Origin of the sequence: Psychrobacillus lasiicapitis, assembly GCF_006861795.1 — a bacterium.
GTDB classification, from domain to species: domain Bacteria; phylum Bacillota; class Bacilli; order Bacillales_A; family Planococcaceae; genus Psychrobacillus; species Psychrobacillus lasiicapitis.
On record NZ_VDGH01000017.1, the window covers coordinates 1 to 19,142 of the forward strand.

General features: G+C 37.3%; 23 protein-coding genes and 1 rRNA gene. 22 read left to right on the top strand and 2 right to left on the bottom strand.

The window, feature by feature from the left end; translation table 11 throughout:
• The 11 genes from rrf to rsmI all read left to right on the top strand — a co-directional run bounded on the left by rrf (nt 1) and on the right by rsmI (nt 8,227).
• Nucleotides 1-116 (top strand): 5S ribosomal RNA (gene rrf / locus FG382_RS21435).
• Between the two features lie 783 nt (nt 117-899).
• The gene (locus FG382_RS21445) at nt 900-2,321 is read left to right on the top strand and encodes an aminotransferase class I/II-fold pyridoxal phosphate-dependent enzyme (RefSeq protein WP_142540896.1); all 1,422 of its coding nucleotides are present in this window, start codon (nt 900-902) and stop codon (nt 2,319-2,321) included.
• 2 nt (nt 2,322-2,323) lie between these two features.
• Entirely contained in the window at nt 2,324-2,965 is a 642-nt protein-coding gene (gene tmk, locus FG382_RS21450) for a dTMP kinase (RefSeq protein WP_142540897.1), read from the top strand.
• Nucleotides 2,966-3,010: 45 nt separating this feature from the next.
• The gene (locus FG382_RS21455) at nt 3,011-3,340 is read left to right on the top strand and encodes a cyclic-di-AMP receptor (protein WP_142540898.1); all 330 of its coding nucleotides are present in this window, start codon (nt 3,011-3,013) and stop codon (nt 3,338-3,340) included.
• A gap of 24 nt (nt 3,341-3,364) precedes the next feature.
• Complete coding sequence (locus FG382_RS21460; RefSeq protein ID WP_142540899.1) at nt 3,365-3,805, top strand: YaaR family protein; 441 nt, start codon at nt 3,365-3,367, stop codon at nt 3,803-3,805.
• Nucleotides 3,806-3,999: 194 nt separating this feature from the next.
• A complete protein-coding gene (locus tag FG382_RS21465) occupies nt 4,000-5,007 on the top strand; it encodes a DNA polymerase III subunit delta' C-terminal domain-containing protein (RefSeq protein WP_142540900.1) in 1,008 nt (335 codons plus the stop codon).
• Entirely contained in the window at nt 5,000-5,830 is an 831-nt protein-coding gene (locus FG382_RS21470; protein ID WP_142540901.1) for a PSP1 domain-containing protein, read from the top strand. Before FG382_RS21465 ends, FG382_RS21470 begins: the two co-directional genes overlap by 8 nt.
• Nucleotides 5,831-5,839: 9 nt before the next feature.
• A complete protein-coding gene (yabA, locus tag FG382_RS21475; protein ID WP_142540902.1) occupies nt 5,840-6,196 on the top strand; it encodes a DNA replication initiation control protein YabA in 357 nt (118 codons plus the stop codon).
• A gap of 157 nt (nt 6,197-6,353) precedes the next feature.
• Nucleotides 6,354-7,100 (top strand): tRNA1(Val) (adenine(37)-N6)-methyltransferase, encoded by a 747-nt coding sequence (locus FG382_RS21480; RefSeq protein ID WP_142540903.1) that lies wholly within the window; start codon nt 6,354-6,356, stop codon nt 7,098-7,100.
• Nucleotides 7,087-7,389, top strand: coding sequence for a GIY-YIG nuclease family protein (locus FG382_RS21485; protein ID WP_142540904.1), 303 nt, complete (start codon nt 7,087-7,089; stop codon nt 7,387-7,389). Before FG382_RS21480 ends, FG382_RS21485 begins: the two co-directional genes overlap by 14 nt.
• Nucleotides 7,352-8,227: a 16S rRNA (cytidine(1402)-2'-O)-methyltransferase gene (gene rsmI / locus FG382_RS21490; protein ID WP_142540948.1), complete on the top strand. Its 876-nt coding sequence runs from the start codon at nt 7,352-7,354 to the stop codon at nt 8,225-8,227. Before FG382_RS21485 ends, rsmI begins: the two co-directional genes overlap by 38 nt.
• 42 nt (nt 8,228-8,269) lie before the next feature.
• Here rsmI and FG382_RS21495 read toward each other — a convergent pair whose 3' ends face one another.
• A complete protein-coding gene (locus tag FG382_RS21495) occupies nt 8,270-8,545 on the bottom strand; it encodes a transition state genes transcriptional regulator AbrB (protein WP_142540905.1) in 276 nt (91 codons plus the stop codon).
• Between the two features lie 348 nt (nt 8,546-8,893).
• On the opposite strand from FG382_RS21495, the gene metG reads away from it, so the two are divergent.
• From metG to FG382_RS21545, 10 genes are all read left to right on the top strand, one after another.
• Nucleotides 8,894-10,846, top strand: coding sequence for a methionine--tRNA ligase (gene metG, locus FG382_RS21500; RefSeq protein ID WP_142540906.1), 1,953 nt, complete (start codon nt 8,894-8,896; stop codon nt 10,844-10,846).
• A gap of 520 nt (nt 10,847-11,366) precedes the next feature.
• The gene (locus FG382_RS21505) at nt 11,367-12,146 is read left to right on the top strand and encodes a TatD family hydrolase (RefSeq protein WP_142540907.1); all 780 of its coding nucleotides are present in this window, start codon (nt 11,367-11,369) and stop codon (nt 12,144-12,146) included.
• Nucleotides 12,147-12,269: 123 nt separating this feature from the next.
• Nucleotides 12,270-13,472 (top strand): resuscitation-promoting factor, encoded by a 1,203-nt coding sequence (locus FG382_RS21510; protein ID WP_142540908.1) that lies wholly within the window; start codon nt 12,270-12,272, stop codon nt 13,470-13,472.
• An 84-nt stretch (nt 13,473-13,556) separates the two neighbouring features.
• The gene (rnmV, locus tag FG382_RS21515; protein ID WP_142540909.1) at nt 13,557-14,117 is read left to right on the top strand and encodes a ribonuclease M5; all 561 of its coding nucleotides are present in this window, start codon (nt 13,557-13,559) and stop codon (nt 14,115-14,117) included.
• Between the two features lie 3 nt (nt 14,118-14,120).
• Nucleotides 14,121-14,999, top strand: coding sequence for a 16S rRNA (adenine(1518)-N(6)/adenine(1519)-N(6))-dimethyltransferase RsmA (rsmA, locus tag FG382_RS21520; RefSeq protein ID WP_142540910.1), 879 nt, complete (start codon nt 14,121-14,123; stop codon nt 14,997-14,999).
• A gap of 154 nt (nt 15,000-15,153) precedes the next feature.
• Complete coding sequence (veg, locus tag FG382_RS21525) at nt 15,154-15,417, top strand: biofilm formation stimulator Veg (RefSeq protein WP_142540911.1); 264 nt, start codon at nt 15,154-15,156, stop codon at nt 15,415-15,417.
• A 128-nt stretch (nt 15,418-15,545) separates the two neighbouring features.
• Nucleotides 15,546-15,719 carry a small, acid-soluble spore protein, alpha/beta type gene (locus FG382_RS21530; protein WP_093276510.1) on the top strand — a complete coding sequence of 58 codons (174 nt, stop codon included), beginning with the start codon at nt 15,546-15,548 and terminating at the stop codon, nt 15,717-15,719.
• 221 nt (nt 15,720-15,940) lie between these two features.
• Nucleotides 15,941-16,807 (top strand): 4-(cytidine 5'-diphospho)-2-C-methyl-D-erythritol kinase, encoded by an 867-nt coding sequence (ispE, locus tag FG382_RS21535; RefSeq protein ID WP_142540912.1) that lies wholly within the window; start codon nt 15,941-15,943, stop codon nt 16,805-16,807.
• 55 nt (nt 16,808-16,862) lie between these two features.
• On the top strand, nt 16,863-17,714 hold the full coding sequence (gene purR, locus FG382_RS21540; RefSeq protein ID WP_142540913.1) for a pur operon repressor: 852 nt from the start codon (nt 16,863-16,865) through the stop codon (nt 17,712-17,714).
• Nucleotides 17,692-18,063 carry a RidA family protein gene (locus tag FG382_RS21545; RefSeq protein ID WP_142540914.1) on the top strand — a complete coding sequence of 124 codons (372 nt, stop codon included), beginning with the start codon at nt 17,692-17,694 and terminating at the stop codon, nt 18,061-18,063. The genes purR and FG382_RS21545 overlap by 23 nt, the downstream gene beginning before the upstream one ends.
• Here the strand turns inward: FG382_RS21545 and FG382_RS21550 are convergent.
• The gene (locus FG382_RS21550) at nt 18,060-18,296 is read right to left on the bottom strand and encodes a hypothetical protein (protein ID WP_142540915.1); all 237 of its coding nucleotides are present in this window, start codon (nt 18,294-18,296) and stop codon (nt 18,060-18,062) included. The genes FG382_RS21545 and FG382_RS21550 overlap by 4 nt on opposite strands.
• A gap of 384 nt (nt 18,297-18,680) precedes the next feature.
• On the opposite strand from FG382_RS21550, the gene spoVG reads away from it, so the two are divergent.
• Nucleotides 18,681-18,971: a septation regulator SpoVG gene (spoVG, locus tag FG382_RS21555; RefSeq protein WP_142540916.1), complete on the top strand. Its 291-nt coding sequence runs from the start codon at nt 18,681-18,683 to the stop codon at nt 18,969-18,971.
• Nucleotides 18,972-19,142 lie beyond the last annotated feature (171 nt).

The window sequence follows — 19,142 nt, forward strand, 5'->3', positions numbered from 1 at the left end:
TCTAGTGATGATGGCAAAGAGGTCACACCCGTTCCCATACCGAACACGGAAGTTAAGCTCTTTTGCGCCGATGGTAGTTGGGGGTTTCCCCCTGTGAGAGTAGGACGTCGCTGGGCAAATATAAAAGGTCGTTACCGAGTAATCGGTAGCGGCTTTTTTGTTGGTTAGGAAACTATAAAAGCTAGAAATACGGATAGTTTAATGATATGCCTTATTTATGTGGAGCGCTATATAGAGAAACTGTGCGGTAGAATGTTTTATTAAGTGACCGCTAGAATTTTCGCTGCAGGTGGACGCTTTCCGCGGGGCGGGCGGTGAGCCTCCTCGTCGCTAACGCTCCTGCGGGGTCTCAACTGTCCCGCTTAATCCCGTCGGAGTCGCCACCTTCCGCTACAATCAATGGGAATTTCTTTCTAATAAAGTGCTTGCATTTAGCAGGAAAAAGTTCGAATTACTCAACCATAACATCTCTTAAGCATTATCGCTTTTAAAAGTAAATTTGATTGAAAGTGGTAAAGCTGAGTAGTTAGCTAATACGGTGGATTGTAGCGAAAGGGCGGCAACTTCAGCCGAGGCCAACACGATGTTGGCCTCGAAGGCGTTGCTACACGATGTGGCGTTCTTAGCCTTTGTTCCTAAAATGCTGAAGACCCTGGACTGAGGGTAGCGAAATTTACTTTTGCGACGAGCTTGCGCAGGAGCAAGGGAAGCGTCTGAAGCCAAGCCGGCGGAAAGCGTCCGCCCTGTAGCGGAAATCCAAGCGTCCACTTCATTCAACTCACTACCGCGCAGTTTCCCTAGTTATGTGCGACTATATAAGACAGAGAGAAACATAAAAAAGCTCAATTCATGTATAATGAAAGAAGAGAATTAATAGGGATATTGTGAGGTAGTATAACATGCAGGAAAAACGACCGTTAGTCGAGTCATTAGAAAAATTTTATAGTCAAAGAAACATTTCTTTTCATGTACCTGGACATAAGAACGGACTATTATCAAACTTGCCAAAAGTAATACAAGAAACTATGCGATATGACTTGACCGAGCTAAGTGGATTAGATGACTATCATCATCCAGAAGAAGCAATTAAGGAAGCAGAAGGACTACTTTCTGTTACATATGAAACACAGAAAAGCTTCTTTTTAGTAAATGGAACAACGGTAGGAAACTTGGCAATGATTTATGCTACTTGTCAGTTTGGAGAGCAAATTATTGTACAAAGAAATGCTCATAAGTCAATTTTTCATGCGATTGAATTAGTTGGCGCAGAGCCTATCTTTGTAACACCAGAATGGGATGAGCGAACGAAGACTGCCTCTTACGTTTCATTAGAAGTAATGAATAAAGCAATACAACAGTATCCTATGGCTAGGGCTGTTGTACTCACCTATCCTAGCTATTATGGTGTTGCCTCCTCTGAATTAAAGGATATTATCGACTTGTGTCACATGAATAATATACCAGTATTAGTGGATGAAGCTCACGGGGCTCATTTTCAAGTTAATAAGCAATTTCCGAAGTCTGCGTTAGCGTATGGAGCCGATGTAGTTGTTCAATCAGCACATAAAACATTACCAGCATTGACGATGGGCTCTTTTTTACATTTTAATTCGAAGTTAATTGAGGAAAATGCTATAAATAAGTATTTAAGAATGCTACAGTCTAGCAGTCCATCCTATCTTTTACTTGCATCACTGGATGATGCAAGGAGTTACGTAGAAAGATACAATGAGATAGATTATAAAAACTTTATGGACAGAAGAAAGTTATTTGTCGATGCATTGGAAACTATTCCTCATCTGCAGGTATTACAAGTAGATGACCCACTAAAACTGTTAATACGAGTTGGGAATTATGCTGGTTTTCAAGTACAAAAAGCTTTGGAAGCACAGAATATATATGTAGAATTAGCCGATACACATCAAGTATTATTAATTTTACCTTTATTAAAAGGAGAGCATGAATATCCTTTTGCAGATATTAGGAAGCGTATAAAGCAGGCAGTAGATGAATTACGAAAAGAAGTGCCAAATAGTCCAAGTGAGGACCATCCAATGATTCAGCAATCTCTTTCCACATTGCAAATGAGTGTAGGTGTATTAAGTGGAAAACAAGGAGAATGGATTCCATATGCGCGTTCCATCGGAAGAGTAGCAAAAGCTATGTTGATTCCCTACCCACCGGGAATACCCTTAATAATACCAGGAGAGAAAATCACGGTCACAATGCTCACGGAATTGGAAGAATGGTTAGAAAAAGGTGCGGTATTTCAAGGTGAACATCGACTAGCGGAAAAGTTAATATATGTAGTGGAGGATTAAGTGTGCAAAAAAGAGGGTATTTTATAACTAGTGAAGGTCCTGAGGGAGCCGGAAAAACTACAGTAATGAATTTACTGGGAGATAAATTAAAAGAAGAAGGCTACGACGTTGTAATGACAAGAGAGCCTGGTGGGATTATGATTTCTGAAAAAATTAGAAACATAATTTTAGATAACGAGCATATAATGATGGAGAGTCGTACCGAAGCTTTACTATATGCGGCAGCTCGCAGACAGCATTTAGTGGAAAAGGTACAGCCTGCTATTGATGCGGGGAAGATAGTTATATGTGACCGTTTTATAGATAGTTCACTTGCTTATCAAGGCTTTGCAAGAGGCATCGGTGTACAAGAAATACTAGCTATCAATAAGTTTGCAATTGGTGATACAATGCCGGATAAAACGATTCTTTTCGATATTGAACCTAGTGTGGGACTTGCCAGAATCAATGCACATAAAAATCGTGAAAAAAATCGGTTAGATGTAGAAAGTTTAATGTTCCATGAAAAAGTCAGAGAAGGTTATTTATCGTTAGCTGATCAGTACCCAGAACGTATTGAAGTAATTGATGCTTCTTGCTCTGTGGAAACAGTTTTAGAAGAAGTATATAAAGTAATAAAAAGCCAATTAGAAATAATTAGATAATTCGTGTTATAATAAAAAGAAGAAATACAAAAGGAGTGAGTATCGATGAAATTGATAGTAGCGGTAGTACAGGATCAGGATAGTAATCGATTATCCAATGCTTTAACAAAAGCAAAATTTAGAGCGACAAAGCTGGCAAGTACAGGTGGTTTTTTACGATCTGGAAATACTACCTTTTTAATCGGTACTGAAGACTCATTAGTGGCTTCAGCTTTAGAATTGATTAGAGATAATTGTCGAGCACGAGAGCAAATGGTTGCACCTGTATCTCCAATGGGAGGAAATGCAGATTCATATATTCCATACCCAGTAGAGGTTGAAGTTGGAGGAGCTACAGTATTTGTTCTACCGATTGAACAATTCCATCATTTTTAATAGTGAGGGAAGGGGTAGAAAAGATTGAAGATAAATCAAGATTTACGAGTAGGAATAGATAAAGTAAGAAAAGATTCTATCCAGAATGGCCCACGATCTGCAAACTTTGGACAAATGGTTACTAGGCATGAACAAAGAATGCAAACGGAAACAATAACTAAACTGTTAGGAGATATTTCAACTGCAGGAGATCGTCTTGTACGATCAAGAAATTTACGTGATATGGCAAAGTTTAAAATGCTAATTCGAAAATTTCTACAAGAAGCCGTAGATTTTGGAATGGGGTTAAAACAATCTCATACATGGAATCGTTTTGGTGAAGGTAGAAAGTTGAAGATTGTGGAAACAATTGACGAGAAATTAGTGGAACTAGCCGAAGAGATTTTAGACCAAGAGAAAAGCTCCATTGATCTGTTAGACAAAATTGGAGAAATAAAAGGTCTACTTATTAACCTTTACACGTAAACTCCCGTGTTTTCGCCAATCGCGAGACACGGGAGTTTTTAAGAGATAAAAGAATTTATATATAAATGGTAATCTATATTTCAGTACCCTCCTATGATTGTAGCTCTCTATTAATCACTTTTCCCGTATGTAAAGCTAACAAAAATACAAACTGCAGATAATCAAGAGGAATTGAATAAAAAGAAGGTGACAAGATGAACAACTGGTCGTTTGAAGCCGTAGATAAACTACAACCAGTCGCTATAAAGCAAATACAATCACTTATTCAAAAAAAACGCATAGGACATGCGTATATTATAGAAGGCGCAAAAGGTACTGGAAAAGTAAAAGTGATGCAATTTTTTGTACAACTAATATTATGTGAAAGTCCTGTAGAAAATGTTCCATGTGAAACATGTCGTAGTTGTAAGAGATTAAAATCAAATAATCACTTAAACTTTAAAGAGCTTGAACCAGACGGACAATTTATAAAAAGAGGTCAAATAGATGATCTTATTCAAGAAATGAGTAAAACTGCAATTGAAACCGGTCGGAAAATATATGTTATTCATCATGCAGATCAATTGAATGCTAGTGCTGCTAATACATTATTAAAATTTTTAGAAGAACCCCAAAGTGAAATAACGGCATTACTTTTGACTGATAGAATGCATGCATTAATACCAACCATCCGTTCTAGATGTCAGCATATAAGTTTAGCTGCTATGCCCCAATCTATTCTAAAACAGAGACTTGTCAAAGAGGGAATAACTGATTCTATGGCTTCTACTGTTTGTCGAATGACAAATCAAGTGGAAGAAGCGATTATACTAGCCAAGGACGAGCAGTTTGGACTTGCAAGGAAATCAGTGTTAAAATTAGTTGAAGCGAGTGGAAAAAGTGTTCAAGATGCATTGATGTGTATTCATGAAGACTTTGGACCATTGCTTAAAGAAAAGGAACAAGCAGAACAAGCATTAGATTTACTACTATTCGCTTATCGTGATATAGTAGCTATAAAAGCAAGTAACGTCGCAGTCTGTACTTATCCGGATATGATCCATTATTGGAATCAAGTTGCTCTACAAACTACTTATGAGCAATTATCCAAGCAATTAGAAATAATTTTACATGCAAAACAAAACTTGCATAAGAATATGAACCGGACACTGATGATGGAGCAGTTAATGCTAAACTTGCAGGAGGTATTTACTTTTGTATAAAGTTGTAGGAGTTCGCTTTAAAAAAGCGGGTAAAATATATTATTTTGATCCAGTTGATTTTGCGCTAGAGAAAGACGACTATGTGATTGTAGAAACTGCTAGGGGAGTCGAGTACGGCAAAGTTGTTGTACCGATTAAGCAAGTAGGAGAACATGATGTTGTGCTTCCTTTAAAACAGGTAGTAAGACCTTCTACTGAGAAGGATCGTATTCAAGTAGAAGAAAATCGTTTAGAATCCGTACAAGCTTTAGCTTTAGGAACAGAGAAAATTCTAGAAAGAGCTTTAGAGATGAAACTTGTGGACGTTGAATATACATTTGACAGAAACAAAATTATTTTTTATTTTACTGCGGAAGGTCGAGTAGATTTTCGTGATTTAGTAAAGGATTTGGCCTCTGTATTTAGAACACGCATTGAACTTCGACAAATTGGTGTTCGTGATGAAGCTAAAATGCTAGGGGGCATTGGTCCATGTGGACGTATGCTTTGCTGTTCTACATTTTTAGGTGATTTTGAACCAGTATCTATTAAAATGGCAAAAGACCAAAACTTATCGTTGAACCCATCGAAAATATCTGGGCTATGCGGACGTTTAATGTGTTGTTTAAAGTATGAAAATGATGAGTACGAAGAAGCAAGAGAACAGATGCCAGACATTGGTGATAGAATCGAAACGCCAGATGGTTTTGGAAGAGTAGTAAGTATGAATATTTTAGAGCGAGTTTTGCGTATAGAGTTAAATGATCCCCAAAGAGTATTAGATTACACGTTAGAAGAAATTATTAGCCATGCGGAAAATCCGGTAGAATGGTCGAGGCAATGAGGTGAATGTGTGATGGACCGAAATTTTTTAGATACAATTATAGAATTTGAAAAACAACTAGAGTCCACGCAGCTGCAATTTCGAGCTTTAAAAGAATTTGTGGCGATAATGGTAGAAGAACATCAAACGCTACAACAAGAGAACAACCATTTAAGGCAAAGACTCGATGAAATGCATGAAAAAGAAGTATTAAATGAGAAAGCTCGAGAAGAAAGACTAAACAAGGCAGACATTGGAGAAGGTCATGACAATTTAGCACGACTTTATCAAGAAGGCTACCATGTTTGCCATGTTCATTTTGGAAGCTCTCGCAAAGAAGAAGATTGTCTATTTTGCTTATCATTTTTAAATAAACAAAACGTATGACCAATTGACTGATGCCACTCCAAAAGAGGGTGTCAGTCTTTTATTTTGAGGTAAGAAAGTATAAACTTTTTTACTTAGTATCAATCTAGCTCCAGTGCCTTACCCCGCGGGGCAGAAATAGGCGCTTGTGCTTTTCTAATGCTTGGAGGAATCAATGATGGAACAATGGTTAAAGGATGACGAGCGGCTCGATTATTTATTGGCAGAGGATTTGCGTATTATTCAAAGTCCTTCTGTTTTCTCATTCTCATTGGATGCTGTTTTATTATCAAGGTTTACATATGTACCGATTAAAAGAGGAAAAATGGTAGATTTGTGCACGGGAAATGGAGCCATTCCATTATTTTTAAGCGCACGTACAAGTGCAGAAATAATAGGGATAGAATTACAAGAAAGACTTGCAGATATGGCCACAAGAAGTATTGCATACAACAAACTTTCAGAACAAATTACGATTAGGCTAGGCGATGTAAAAGGAATTGCAACACAAATTGGATCGGAAAAATATGATGTTGTTACTTGCAATCCGCCTTATTTTCCAGCTCATGAAGCGAGTGAACGAAATTTAAAAGAACATTTAGCGATAGCAAGGCATGAGATTCATCTCACACTAGAGGAAGCAGTCATTTCTGCAAGCGAATTGTTAAAACAAGGTGGAAAAGCGGCATTTGTTCATCGACCTGGAAGATTACTTGATATTGTAACTGCGATGAGAGCTAATCGATTAGAGCCTAAGCGTATTCGTTTTGTTTATCCAAAGGAAGGAAAAGAAGCAAATACACTATTAATTGAAGCAATAAAAGATGGCAAGCCAGATTTAAAAATTTTACCTCCTTTATATGTATATGGAGTAGATGGGCAATATACAGAAGAAGTAAAAGAGATGTTATATGGAAAAGAATGAAAAAATTCATACATTCTATGTTTTGGAATGTAATGATGGTTCCTATTATGCAGGTTACACCAATGATTTAACCAAAAGAATTACGGTGCATAATGAGGGAAAAGGAGCAAAATATACAAGAGCAAAACGCCCAGTTGTCTGTATATTTCATGAAACGTTTGAAACGAAACGGGAGGCATTGCAGGCAGAATATGCTTTTAAACAATTATCGAGGAAGCAAAAGACTCATTATATGGGAGGACAAATAAATGATGAAATCTCAGAAATCGACGGAGCACGAACAAAGTAGCTGCTTATATTTGGTTGCAACGCCTATCGGAAATTTAGAGGATATGACGATGCGTGCCATTCGCATATTAAAAGAAGTAGACATGATAGCAGCAGAAGATACCCGTAACACGAAAAAACTTTGTAATTATTTTGAGATATCGACGCCACTAATGAGTTATCATGACCACAATCAGCAAGCCGGTGGAGAAAAGATTTTAGATCTATTAAGACAGGGAAAACGTATAGCCTTAGTGAGTGATGCTGGACTTCCTTGTATTTCAGATCCTGGTGCAGATATTGCGGCAAAAGCGGTCAGCGAAGGGTTTGCTGTCGTACCGATTCCAGGAGCAAATGCTGCGCTAAGTGCATTAATCGCATCAGGGCTATCGACACAACCTTTTTTCTTTTATGGATTTTTAAGTAGAAATAAAAAAGAACGAAAAGCAGAAATTACACAGCTTCAAAAAAGACAGGAGACGATTATTTTATACGAATCTCCACATCGGTTAAAGGAATCGCTAAAAGATATGCAATCCATTATGGAAGGTACTCGTCAAATTGTATTAGCGAGAGAGCTAACGAAAAAGTTTGAAGAGTTTCTAAGAGGGACAATTGATGATGCAGTAAATTGGGCAGAGCAAAATGAAATCCGTGGTGAATTTTGTATCGTATTAGATGGTAGTGATGAAGCATTGGATGAATTAGAAACTTCCTGGTGGGAGAAGCTAAGTATAGAAGAACATGTGAACCGTATTATAGAAGAAAACCAATGTACTACAAAAGAGGCTATTAAAGAAGTAGCGATCCAAAGAGGTTTACCAAAAAGAGAGGTTTATCAAAACTATCATGTAGAATAATTAAAAACATCCATATTCTAACAAAGAATACGGATGCTTTTTTTATTTTAAGTTATTTTGAATTTCTTTAATTAGTAATTCTGCACCTTCTGGGCTTAGAATTAATTTACCGCCAACAAGACGAAGGTTATCATCTGAAACTTCACCAGTTACAGCGCAAGTCATGTTTGGCATATATTTTTTTAAGATAATTTTATCATCATCTACATAAATTTCTAATGCATCCTTTTCTGCAATACCTAATGTACGACGAAGTTCAATCGGAATAACTACGCGTCCTAATTCATCAACTTTACGAACAATACCTGTAGATTTCATTATAAATTTTCTCCTCTCAAGAGTACAAATTTTTCGTCAATATTCGACATAAATCTCTTTCATACATAATATCATACCAAGTAATACCATTTTCGTCAATAATTAAATTAACAAAATACTTGCGTTATATGATAAAAATATGACTATTTAATATAATTATAGATAAATATTTGATTAATAAAATAAAAAATAGTTATTATTTTGAAATATTAACTGTTTTATTTAATAAATTACTCAGGTAAGTGTTATTGGATAAATATGCTTTAGATTTATTAATTATTTGAAACAAATACGCCGTTTAGATAGAATAGAATATAAAGTAGATTTTCGCATTGGAGGCATTTTTCATTGAAAGATCAACAAAAAACATTTTACTTAACAACGCCTATTTACTATCCAAGTGGCAAGTTTCATATTGGTACTGCGTACACAACAGTAGCATCCGATGCAATGGCACGTTACAAAAGACTAAGAGGCTATGATGTCAGATTCCTTACTGGAATGGATGAGCACGGTCAAAAAATTCAAGAAAAAGCTCAAGAAGCAGGAATGGAGCCGCAAGCCTATGTAAATGAAATTGCAGAAGCTGCAAAAAAAGTATGGGCTTTAATGGACATTTCATATGATGATTTCATTCAGACAACTGAAGAACGTCACACAAAAACGGTAGAAAAAATATTTCAACGTTTCTTGGACAATGGGGATATTTATAAAGGTGAATACGAAGGTTGGTATTGTACGCCTTGTGAGTCATTCTTTACAGAGAGCCAGTTAGTCGATGGCAACTGTCCGGACTGTGGCAGACCTGTTCATAAAGTAAAAGAAGAGTCGTATTTCTTTAATATGAAGAAATACGCAGATCGTCTTTTGACTTATTATGAAGAGAACTTAGAATTTATTGAACCAGAGTCTCGAAAAAATGAAATGATTAATAACTTTATTAAGCCTGGTTTAGAGGATTTATCTGTTTCCAGAACATCATTCGATTGGGGTATACGAGTACCAGGAGATCCAAAACATGTTATATACGTATGGGTAGATGCCTTAACCAATTACATTACTTCTCTTGGATATTTATCAGATGACGATTCATTATTTAAAAAGTATTGGCCGGCAGATGTGCATGTAGTAGGGAAGGATATTGTAAGATTCCATACAATTTACTGGCCAATTTTCTTGATGGCATTAGATTTACCACTACCTAAAAAGGTATTTGCACATGGATTTATCATGATGAAAGACGGTAAAATGTCTAAATCTAAAGGAAATGTTGTTTATCCAGAAATGTTAGTAGAACGTTACGGTTTAGATGCAACACGATATTTCTTGTTGCGTGAGCTTCCATTTGGACAAGATGGCGTATTTTCTCCAGAATCATTTGTAGAGCGTACAAACTTCGATTTGGCAAATGATTTAGGTAATTTGTTAAATAGGTCAGTTTCCATGATTAATAAATACTTTGACGGAAAAATTCCAGCGGCTTTAAGTGAACCTACGGAGTTTGATGCAGCGCTTCAGGAATTTGCAAAAGAAACAATTATAAAGTATGAAGAGAGCATGGAGAAAATGCAATTTAGTATTGTATTGAGCGAATTATGGGCTTTTATCTCTCGTACTAATAAGTATATAGATGAAACACAACCATGGGTACTGGCAAAAGATGAGGCACTTCGTGGTCAGTTAGCAGCCGTAATGACGAACTTAGCCGAAAGCTTACGTCAAATAGCAATATTAATCCAACCATTTATGACGAATAGTCCGAAAGAAATTATAAAACAGCTTGGATTGACAGAAGAATATTTGGAATGGGATAAGCTTGGAAACTTCCATGTAATTGGAGATGGAATAGAAGTAATCCAAACGGGAGTGCCGATATTCCCTCGTCTAGATGTCGATGTGGAAGTAGCTTACATTCGCGACCAGATGCGTGGCTCTGTGCAAACACCACAGGAAGAAGTAGAAGAGGAAGTTCAATCAGAAGAGATTTCAATCGATGATTTCTTTAAAGTTGATTTGCGAGTAGCTACGGTTATAGAGTGCGAACAAATTCCAAAGGCAGATAAACTATTGAAGCTGCAGTTGGATATGGGCTATGAAAAACGTCAAGTGGTTTCAGGAATAGCGAAACACTATAAGCCAGAAGATCTTGTTGGCAAGAAAGTAATTGTAGTCGCTAACTTAAAACCAGTAAAACTTAGAGGAGAACTTTCTCAAGGGATGATTCTCGCTGGTGAAAAAGATGGTTATTTAACACTAGCAACAGTAGATGAAAAACTTGAAAATGGCGCACAAGTGAAATAATTGGTTAAAATAGACCTGTTGCTGAAAAAGTGACAGGTCTTATTTAACTTCGAAATAAGATTAAGTGATAAAGTGAAACTTCTATCAGTGGTGGTTTTTCGACGCACAGGACGTGCTAGTGCGGACGTTGCGACATGGATGTCGCGCTTTTAGTCCGCTTTCCCCACTGATTGTTAGTTGAGGCCCACACGATGTGGGTCACACAGACGTTGCAAACGCTCTTTTATTTTGCGCAGGAGCAACACGATGTTGCGTACTTTGTCTGCGATCATTGAATCGTGCTTTTACGGGCAGCTGATCTTTCCCCTATCTATTCGCTTTTCTTAAATCTTGAAGTGGGAGTCTCACTGCTCGTTAATGCGGGATAAAACTTGCTCTTTAAGAAGTATCATGTTTTCTAAGTAAAAGCGATATAAATTATTTTGACGAGTTTACCTTAATAAGCTATATAATTTTAGTTGAATACTATTTGAAAATACTATTATACATAATATTTGTGGTAACAAAGGAGGAAAATGGAATGTTTATAGACACACATGTACACTTGAACGCCGATCAATACGATGAAGATTTACAAGAAGTAATTGATCGTGCACTGGAAGCAAACGTAATGAAAATGGTGGTTGTTGGTTTTGATCGTAAAACAATCGAACGAGCAATGAAGCTGGCGGACCAATATACATTTATCTATGCGGTAATTGGTTGGCATCCGGTTGATGCAATCGATTGCACAGACGAGGATCTACAATGGATAGAAGAGCTTGCTGCGCATGAAAAAGTAGTAGGAATCGGTGAAACAGGATTGGATTATTATTGGGATAAATCACCAAAAGAAATCCAACAAACATTATTCCGAAAACAAATTCGTTTAGCTCAAAAAGTAAATTTACCGATTATCATTCATAATCGAGATGCAACGGAAGACGTTGTACGTATTTTAAAAGAAGAAGATGCTTATTTAACTGGTGGAATTATGCATTGTTTTGGAGGAAGTGTCGAAACAGCGAGACAATGTATCGACATGAATTTCAAAATTTCACTGGGAGGTCCAGTAACTTTTAAAAATGCTAAAAAGCCTAAGGAAGTAGCTACGGAAATTCCTTTAGAACATTTATTGATTGAAACGGATGCTCCTTATTTGGCACCCCACCCTCATCGGGGAAAAAGAAATGAGCCTGCACTTGTAACTTTAGTTGCGGAAGAAATCGCAAGGTTAAAAGGGCTTCCAATTGAACAAGTGGCGGAAGCAACAACGAATAATGCAGAACAATTTTTCCGCATTTCGGATGAAATTAGGTAAACATTAACACAACTTTACCACAGTGGGGATTCGTCATATTTGAATAGTGCAAAAAAATATAAAAAGTTGACAAGATGACGAGTACTCTATATAATCACTCGAGTGAACAAGGAGGCGTTTTTCATGTCAAATAATTCCATGAAAAACCTGTTCTTTCATTCATTGAGGAGCAAGCAAACACTAGTAACTATTGCATCTTTACTATTGTTTCTTGCAGTGGTTTCTTTCGTATTATTCGAAGGAACAAAGAAAACTGTTGCTTTAACAGTCAACGGTGAACAACAAGAGATTTTAACACATGCAAATACAGTCGAAGAACTACTAAAACAACATAACATAGTAGTTGCAAACGAAGACTTTTTAAAACCCTCATTGAACACTTCAATCAAAAATAATATAGCGATTGAGTGGGAGCAGGCTAGACAAATAGAAATCACAGTAGACGGTGAAATTCAAACAATCAACACTACTGAACATTTAGTTTCAGAAATACTCGCAAAAGCAGATGTTCCAATAAATGAACATGATGCTATAACACCTGCTGCGGATGCAGAGGTTGGACCGAATAACAAAATTGCAGTTGAAAAAGCGTTTGAAGTCACGCTTTTAGATGGTAATGAAGAGAAGAAGGTATGGTCCACTTCGACTACGGTCGCTGACTTTTTAAAACAACATAGCATTCAATTGAATGAATTCGACCGAGTAGAACGGCAAATGGATGAGAAGGTCATCCCAGATTCCGTTATAAAAGTGGTGCGAGTAGAAAAGGTCACCGATGTAGTTGAGGAAGCTACAAACTTTGCAGTAGAAACGAAAAAAGATGACTCGCTATTAAAAGGGAAAGAAAAAGTAGTGCAAGCAGGCGAAAAAGGAACTGTTTCACGTACATATGATGTGATAAAAGAAAACGGGATAGAAGTATCTCGTAATGTTATCAGTGAAAAAGTAACTAAAGAGCCTACGAAAAAAGTAGTTGCAGTTGGAACAAAAGTAGTGACTGCTAGTGTATCTCGCGGGGCTTCGGATACTAGTGACGGCAAAGAGTTCTATGTAACAGCGACCGCTTATACCGCTTATTGCAATGGATGCTCTGGTGTTACTACAACTGGGATTAATCTAAAATCTAATCCAGATGTGAAAGTAGTTGCCGTAGATCCTAAAGTAATTCCACTAGGCTCTAAAGTGTGGGTAGAAGGCTATGGCTATGCGGTAGCTGGTGACACTGGTGGTGCCATAAAAGGAAACAAAATTGACTTATTTATGCCTTCTAAATCCAAAGCATATAATTTTGGACGTAAGAAGGTACGTGTAAAAGTACTTAATTGATGTTATATAGCTTCCCTTTCGTTGTTAGGGGGAGCTTTTTTGCGTTATGATAAGGAGTAATAAAGTAGAAATGAGGAAGTACCTTTGCGAATAAAAGAAGTAATTGTTGTAGAAGGTAAGGATGATACAACTGCTGTTAAACGCGCTGTCGATGCAGATACGATAGAAACGAACGGATCTGCTATTTCTAAAGAGACGCTGATGAAAATACAGCATGCGCAGGATAAAAGAGGGGTGATTGTTTTTACAGATCCGGATTACCCTGGAAGAAGGATTCGTGCAATTATCGAAGAGCATGTCCCTAATGTGAAGCATGCATTTTTAACGAAAGAAAAGACCGTTGCCAAAAACGGAAAGGGACTTGGAATCGAACATGCAAAAGATGAAGATATCCGACTTGCTCTTGCAAGTGTTTATACACCTAAGACCGATACGGATGTAACAGAGGATATTCCTTTAAATATGCTGGTAGAAGGAAAGTTGATTGGCTTTCCAAACTCCAAAGAACGAAGAACAAGACTCGGAGAGCGATTGAAAATAGGGTATACAAATGGGAAACAATTACAAAAGCGACTTTCCATTTTTCAAATTAGCAAAGAGCAGCTAGCAGAAGCAATTTTACAGCTGGATATGGAGGAAAAATAATTTATGCAAAAAGATATAGCTACCCCGGTTCGCACACAAGAGATACTAAAAAAGTATGGTTTTTCTTTTAAAAAGAGCTTAGGACAAAATTTTTTAATCGATCCGAATATTTTAAGAAATATTGTAGCTCATGCTGAACTTACAAAAGATTCTGCAGCAATAGAAATTGGTCCAGGAATTGGTGCTCTCACAGAGCATTTAGCAAGAGCAGCAGGTAAAGTAGTTGCTTTTGAAATTGACCAACGACTATTACCAGTATTAGCGGATACACTATCCCCGTATGATAATGTAGAAGTTGTCCATTCTGATATATTAGAAGCAGATGTAAAGCAAATATTTGCAGACAAGCTGGAGAGCTATAAAGATGTCATGGTAGTGGCAAATTTACCTTACTATGTAACTACACCTATCTTATTAAAATTGTTAATGGACCGCCTTCCTATTCGAGGGATGGTTGTCATGATGCAAAAAGAAGTGGCAGACCGAATTACAGCGAAACCTGGAACAAAAGCATACGGGTCTCTTTCTATAGCCATTCAATACTACATGAAAGCAGAAGTGGCTATGATCGTTCCAAAAGCGGTTTTTATGCCTCAACCTAATGTGGAATCAGCGGTTATCAAGCTAACGCGACATGAAGAACCACCCGTACATGTAATCGATGAAGACTTTTTATTTAAAGTATCAAGGGGATCATTTGTCCAAAGAAGAAAAACGATTATCAATAATTTGCAATCTTCCTTGCCAAATGGGAAACAGAAGAAAGAGTTAATTCTACAATCTTTAGAAAAAGTAGGTATTAATCCGACTAGAAGAGGGGAAACTTTAACTATTGAAGAATTTGGACGTTTAGCGGATGAATTGTATCCCCATTTTCATTAATCCTACTTGTTACAATATTAGTAATGTTTATAAACAAAAGTATTCGTAGAATGAAATAAAAACGTTGACAAAGAGTGCCTCTGGTTGTTAAAATATTTTGTTTGACAAAAAAATAAATACATGATATAGTAATATTCAGTGAGGTGTAAGCGGAATGCCAAAAACTTTAGCTGATATTAAGAAGTCATTAGATCATCATTTAGGCAAGCGTTTGCAATTAAAAGCAAACGGGGGACGTAAGAAAACAATCGAACGAGCTGGTGTATTAAGAGAAACTTATCACGCCGTATTCGTTATCGACTTGGATCAAGATGAAAATTCTTTTGAACGTGTATCTTATAGTTATGCAGACATTTTGACAGAAGCAGTAGAAATCACTATTTTTGATGAAGCAAATAATTTAATCGTTTTAAAATGAGTATCTAGAACTTTTATATTTTATATTAGAAAAAGCTCTTTCTCTGTTCATTCGAATGGAAAAAGAGTTTTTTCTGTTTTACGGGACATACTAGAAAGGCTAGTTGTTAATAAAGGAGGATTCACCACATGGCGAGAAAAGGTATTATGTCTAATGAATTAAAAGAAGAGATAGCAAAAGATCTTGGATTTTATGACGTAGTCAAAACCGAGGGCTGGGGTGGAATAAAATCACGTGATGCAGGTAATATGGTGAAAAGAGCAATTGAAATGGCTGAACAACAAATGAAATCACCAAAGTAAGCGAGATTCTCAAAAACAGAGCAACTAGCACTAGAAAGGGCAGAGATATCTGCCTTTTCTTTTTTTAGGTCGACACAATTTGGCGTACTTAGGATACTTTACGAAGCAGTCAGACAGTCATTGTGACCATAGAGTGTATCGTGCTAACATAGGCGCTTCCGCTTTTCTTATGTACTATGGTAAAATAGGGAACAATATATGTTGGAAAAGGAGCAGATGGGATGTACTATGTAAAAGCACCTGCCAAAATAAACCTAACCCTTGATGTACTACATAAACGTCCAGACGGGTATCATGAAGTTGAAATGATAATGACGACAGTTGATTTAGCAGACCGTATTGGATTGGAAGTAAGAGAAGATGGAGCTATACATATACTATCGGTCGATCGTTTTGTTCCAAATGATCATCGCAATTTAGCATATCAGGCTGCGAAGATATTAAAAGAAATGTACAATGTGAAGCTTGGCGTCTCGATAAAAATCGAAAAGAACATTCCTGTTGCAGCTGGACTAGCTGGTGGAAGTAGTGATGCAGCTGCCACTTTAAGAGGATTAAATACGATATGGAATTTAGGACTTACATTGGACGAGCTTGCTCAGGTAGCTACTAAAATCGGTTCAGATGTTGCCTTCTGTGTTTACGGTGGAACGGCACTTGCAACTGGAAGAGGCGAAAAAATTCAAAAACTGCCATCTCCTGCAAATTGCTGGGTCATTCTAGCTAAGCCAACACTTGGAGTTTCAACTGCAGATATTTATGGGAATTTAAAAATAAATGACATAACACATCCAAATACAGAACAAATGATTCAAGCGATCAAGAAAAAGGATTTTGAATTGATGTGTGCATCGGTAGGGAATGTATTAGAAGATGTCACATTAAAACTATATCCGGAAGTAGCAGTATTAAAAGAGCAGATGCAAAAATTTGGGGCAGATGCCGTATTGATGAGTGGTAGTGGTCCAACTGTATTCGGGCTAGTAAATCAGGAATCGAGAGTACAAAGAGTATATAACGGACTTCGTGGTTTTTGTGATGAAGTATACGCTGTTCGATTAATCGGAGACAGAGACACACTTGCTTAAATACGGATGTTTGTGTTAAGTTTTTTATAAAATATTCGTATTTGGAGGTGATTGGATGAAGTGGAAAAGAAGTGAACGATTAGTAGACATGACGCAATTCTTAATGGAACATCCTCATAAATTAATCCCTTTGACATTTTTTGCTTCTTTATATGAATCAGCTAAATCTTCTATCAGTGAAGATTTAACGATTGTAAAAGAAACATTTGAAGAAAGAGGTAGCGGTTTACTTGTAACTGTACCTGGAGCAGCAGGTGGTGTAAAGTTTATCCCGACGATGACGGATGCAGATGTAAAAGTTGTTGCAGAAGAGCTGATGGAACAACTTTCTAAAGCAGAACGCTTGTTACCGGGTGGCTACTTGTACATGACCGATTTGTTAGGAAGCCCAGCTCTAATGAATAAAGTAGGGAAAGTGTTTGCTTCTGCCTTTGCTGATGAAAAAATAGATGCGATTATGACGGTTGCTACAAAAGGAATTCCTATTGCGCACGCCATAGCCAGACATTTAAATGTACCAGTAGTTGTTGTGCGAAGAGACAGCAAAGTAACGGAAGGTCCAACGGTTAGTATTAATTATGTTTCTGGATCAGCCAGACGTATTCAAACGATGGTTCTTTCTAAAAGAAGTATGGAAAAAGGACAACGTGTGTTAATCACAGATGACTTTATGAAGGTCGGTGGAACGATTAACGGGATGAAAAGCTTGCTAGAGGAATTCAATTGTGAGCTTGCAGGCATTGCTGTATTGGTAGAAGCCGAGCATGAAGGCGAGCAGTTAGTAGAAGATTATTTATCTCTAGTAAAACTACACGAAGTAAATGAAAAAAGTGGTACAATTGCTTTAACAGAAGGAAACTATTTTGTGAAGGGTGGAAGTTTAGATGAAAGCAGTATCAACAACTAATGCACCAGCAGCAATCGGGCCTTACGTACAAGGAGTTATCGTAAATGGAATGTTTTATAGCTCTGGCCAAATCCCATTAACACCAACAGGAGAAGTCGTAGAAGGTTCTATAACTGAACAAACGGCACAAGTATTTGCAAACTTAGAAGCAGTCTTAACAGAAGCAGGCTCTTCCTTATCCAAAGTTGTTAAAACATTGGTGTTTTTAAAAGATATGAATGATTTTGCAGAATTCAACGATGCCTATGAAAAACATTTTGCAGGTCATAAACCAGCTCGTTCCGCTGTAGAAGTAGCAAGATTACCAAAAGACGTAAAAGTGGAAATTGAAGTGATTGCAATAGTTTAAACATAAAGTATGTTTTCTTCGGAGAACATACTTTTTTTTATATAAGAAGCAAGGGAAACTATGAGGTAAAGAGAAACGGCAAAGGCAATTGATTTCCGCTCCAGGCGGACGCTTACCGAGGGGCGGGCGGTGAGCCTCCTCGTCGCACGCTCCTGCGGGGTCTCACCTGTCCCGCTGATCCCGCAGGTGTCGCCGCCTTGCGCTTCAATCAATAGAACTTGCTGACTAATCAAAGGTTTTCATCCATAGAAAATGCAATATAGTACTAAATTTAGTGTCTCATTATGGAGTAATTAGCAGACTCTACTGGATTGTAGCGAAAGGGTGGCGACTCCAGCCGGAATAGCTTGAGCTGAAGACCCTGGACTGAGCGTAGCGAAGGAAGCGGCTGAAGCCAAGCCGGCGGAAAGCGCCCGCCCTGCAGCGGAAATCCTGAGGACACTTTCATTCAACTCACTACCGCACAGTTTCCCTAAACTGTGAATCTATCCTAAAGTAAAATGTTTTTTATTTTATAATATTAAAAATATTCTTATATAAAAGAAGGAAAAATGAAATTCTTGTGGAATAGTAATGGATAGAAAGAGATGCAACTATGAAAAAGGGGTGGTGATTAAATGGAAGTAACTGACGTGAGGTTACGCAAAGTACTAACAGATGGTCGTATGCGTGCTATCGCTTCCATTACACTGGACAACGAATTTGTTGTGCATGATATTCGAGTGATAGATGGAAATGCTGGGTTATTTGTTGCAATGCCTAGTAAAAGAACTCCAGAAGGTGAATTTAGGGATATTGCCCATCCAATAAATCCTGGAACGAGAAACAAAATTCAAGAAGCTGTATTGTATGCGTATCATTTAAGTAGTGATGCGGAAGAACAGAAACTCACAGAGGCCAGCGTATAATATATAAAAAGTGAAAGCGCCTATGTTTAATCACAACAGCTTTTCTCCTAAGATATCATTCTTCTGTGGTGAGATTCGTAAAAATTTAGAACAATTAAAAAATGCGCAACAAAACCATTTCTATTCCAGAGATGGTTTTTTTGTGCAATAAATTTATCTATAATACTTGCT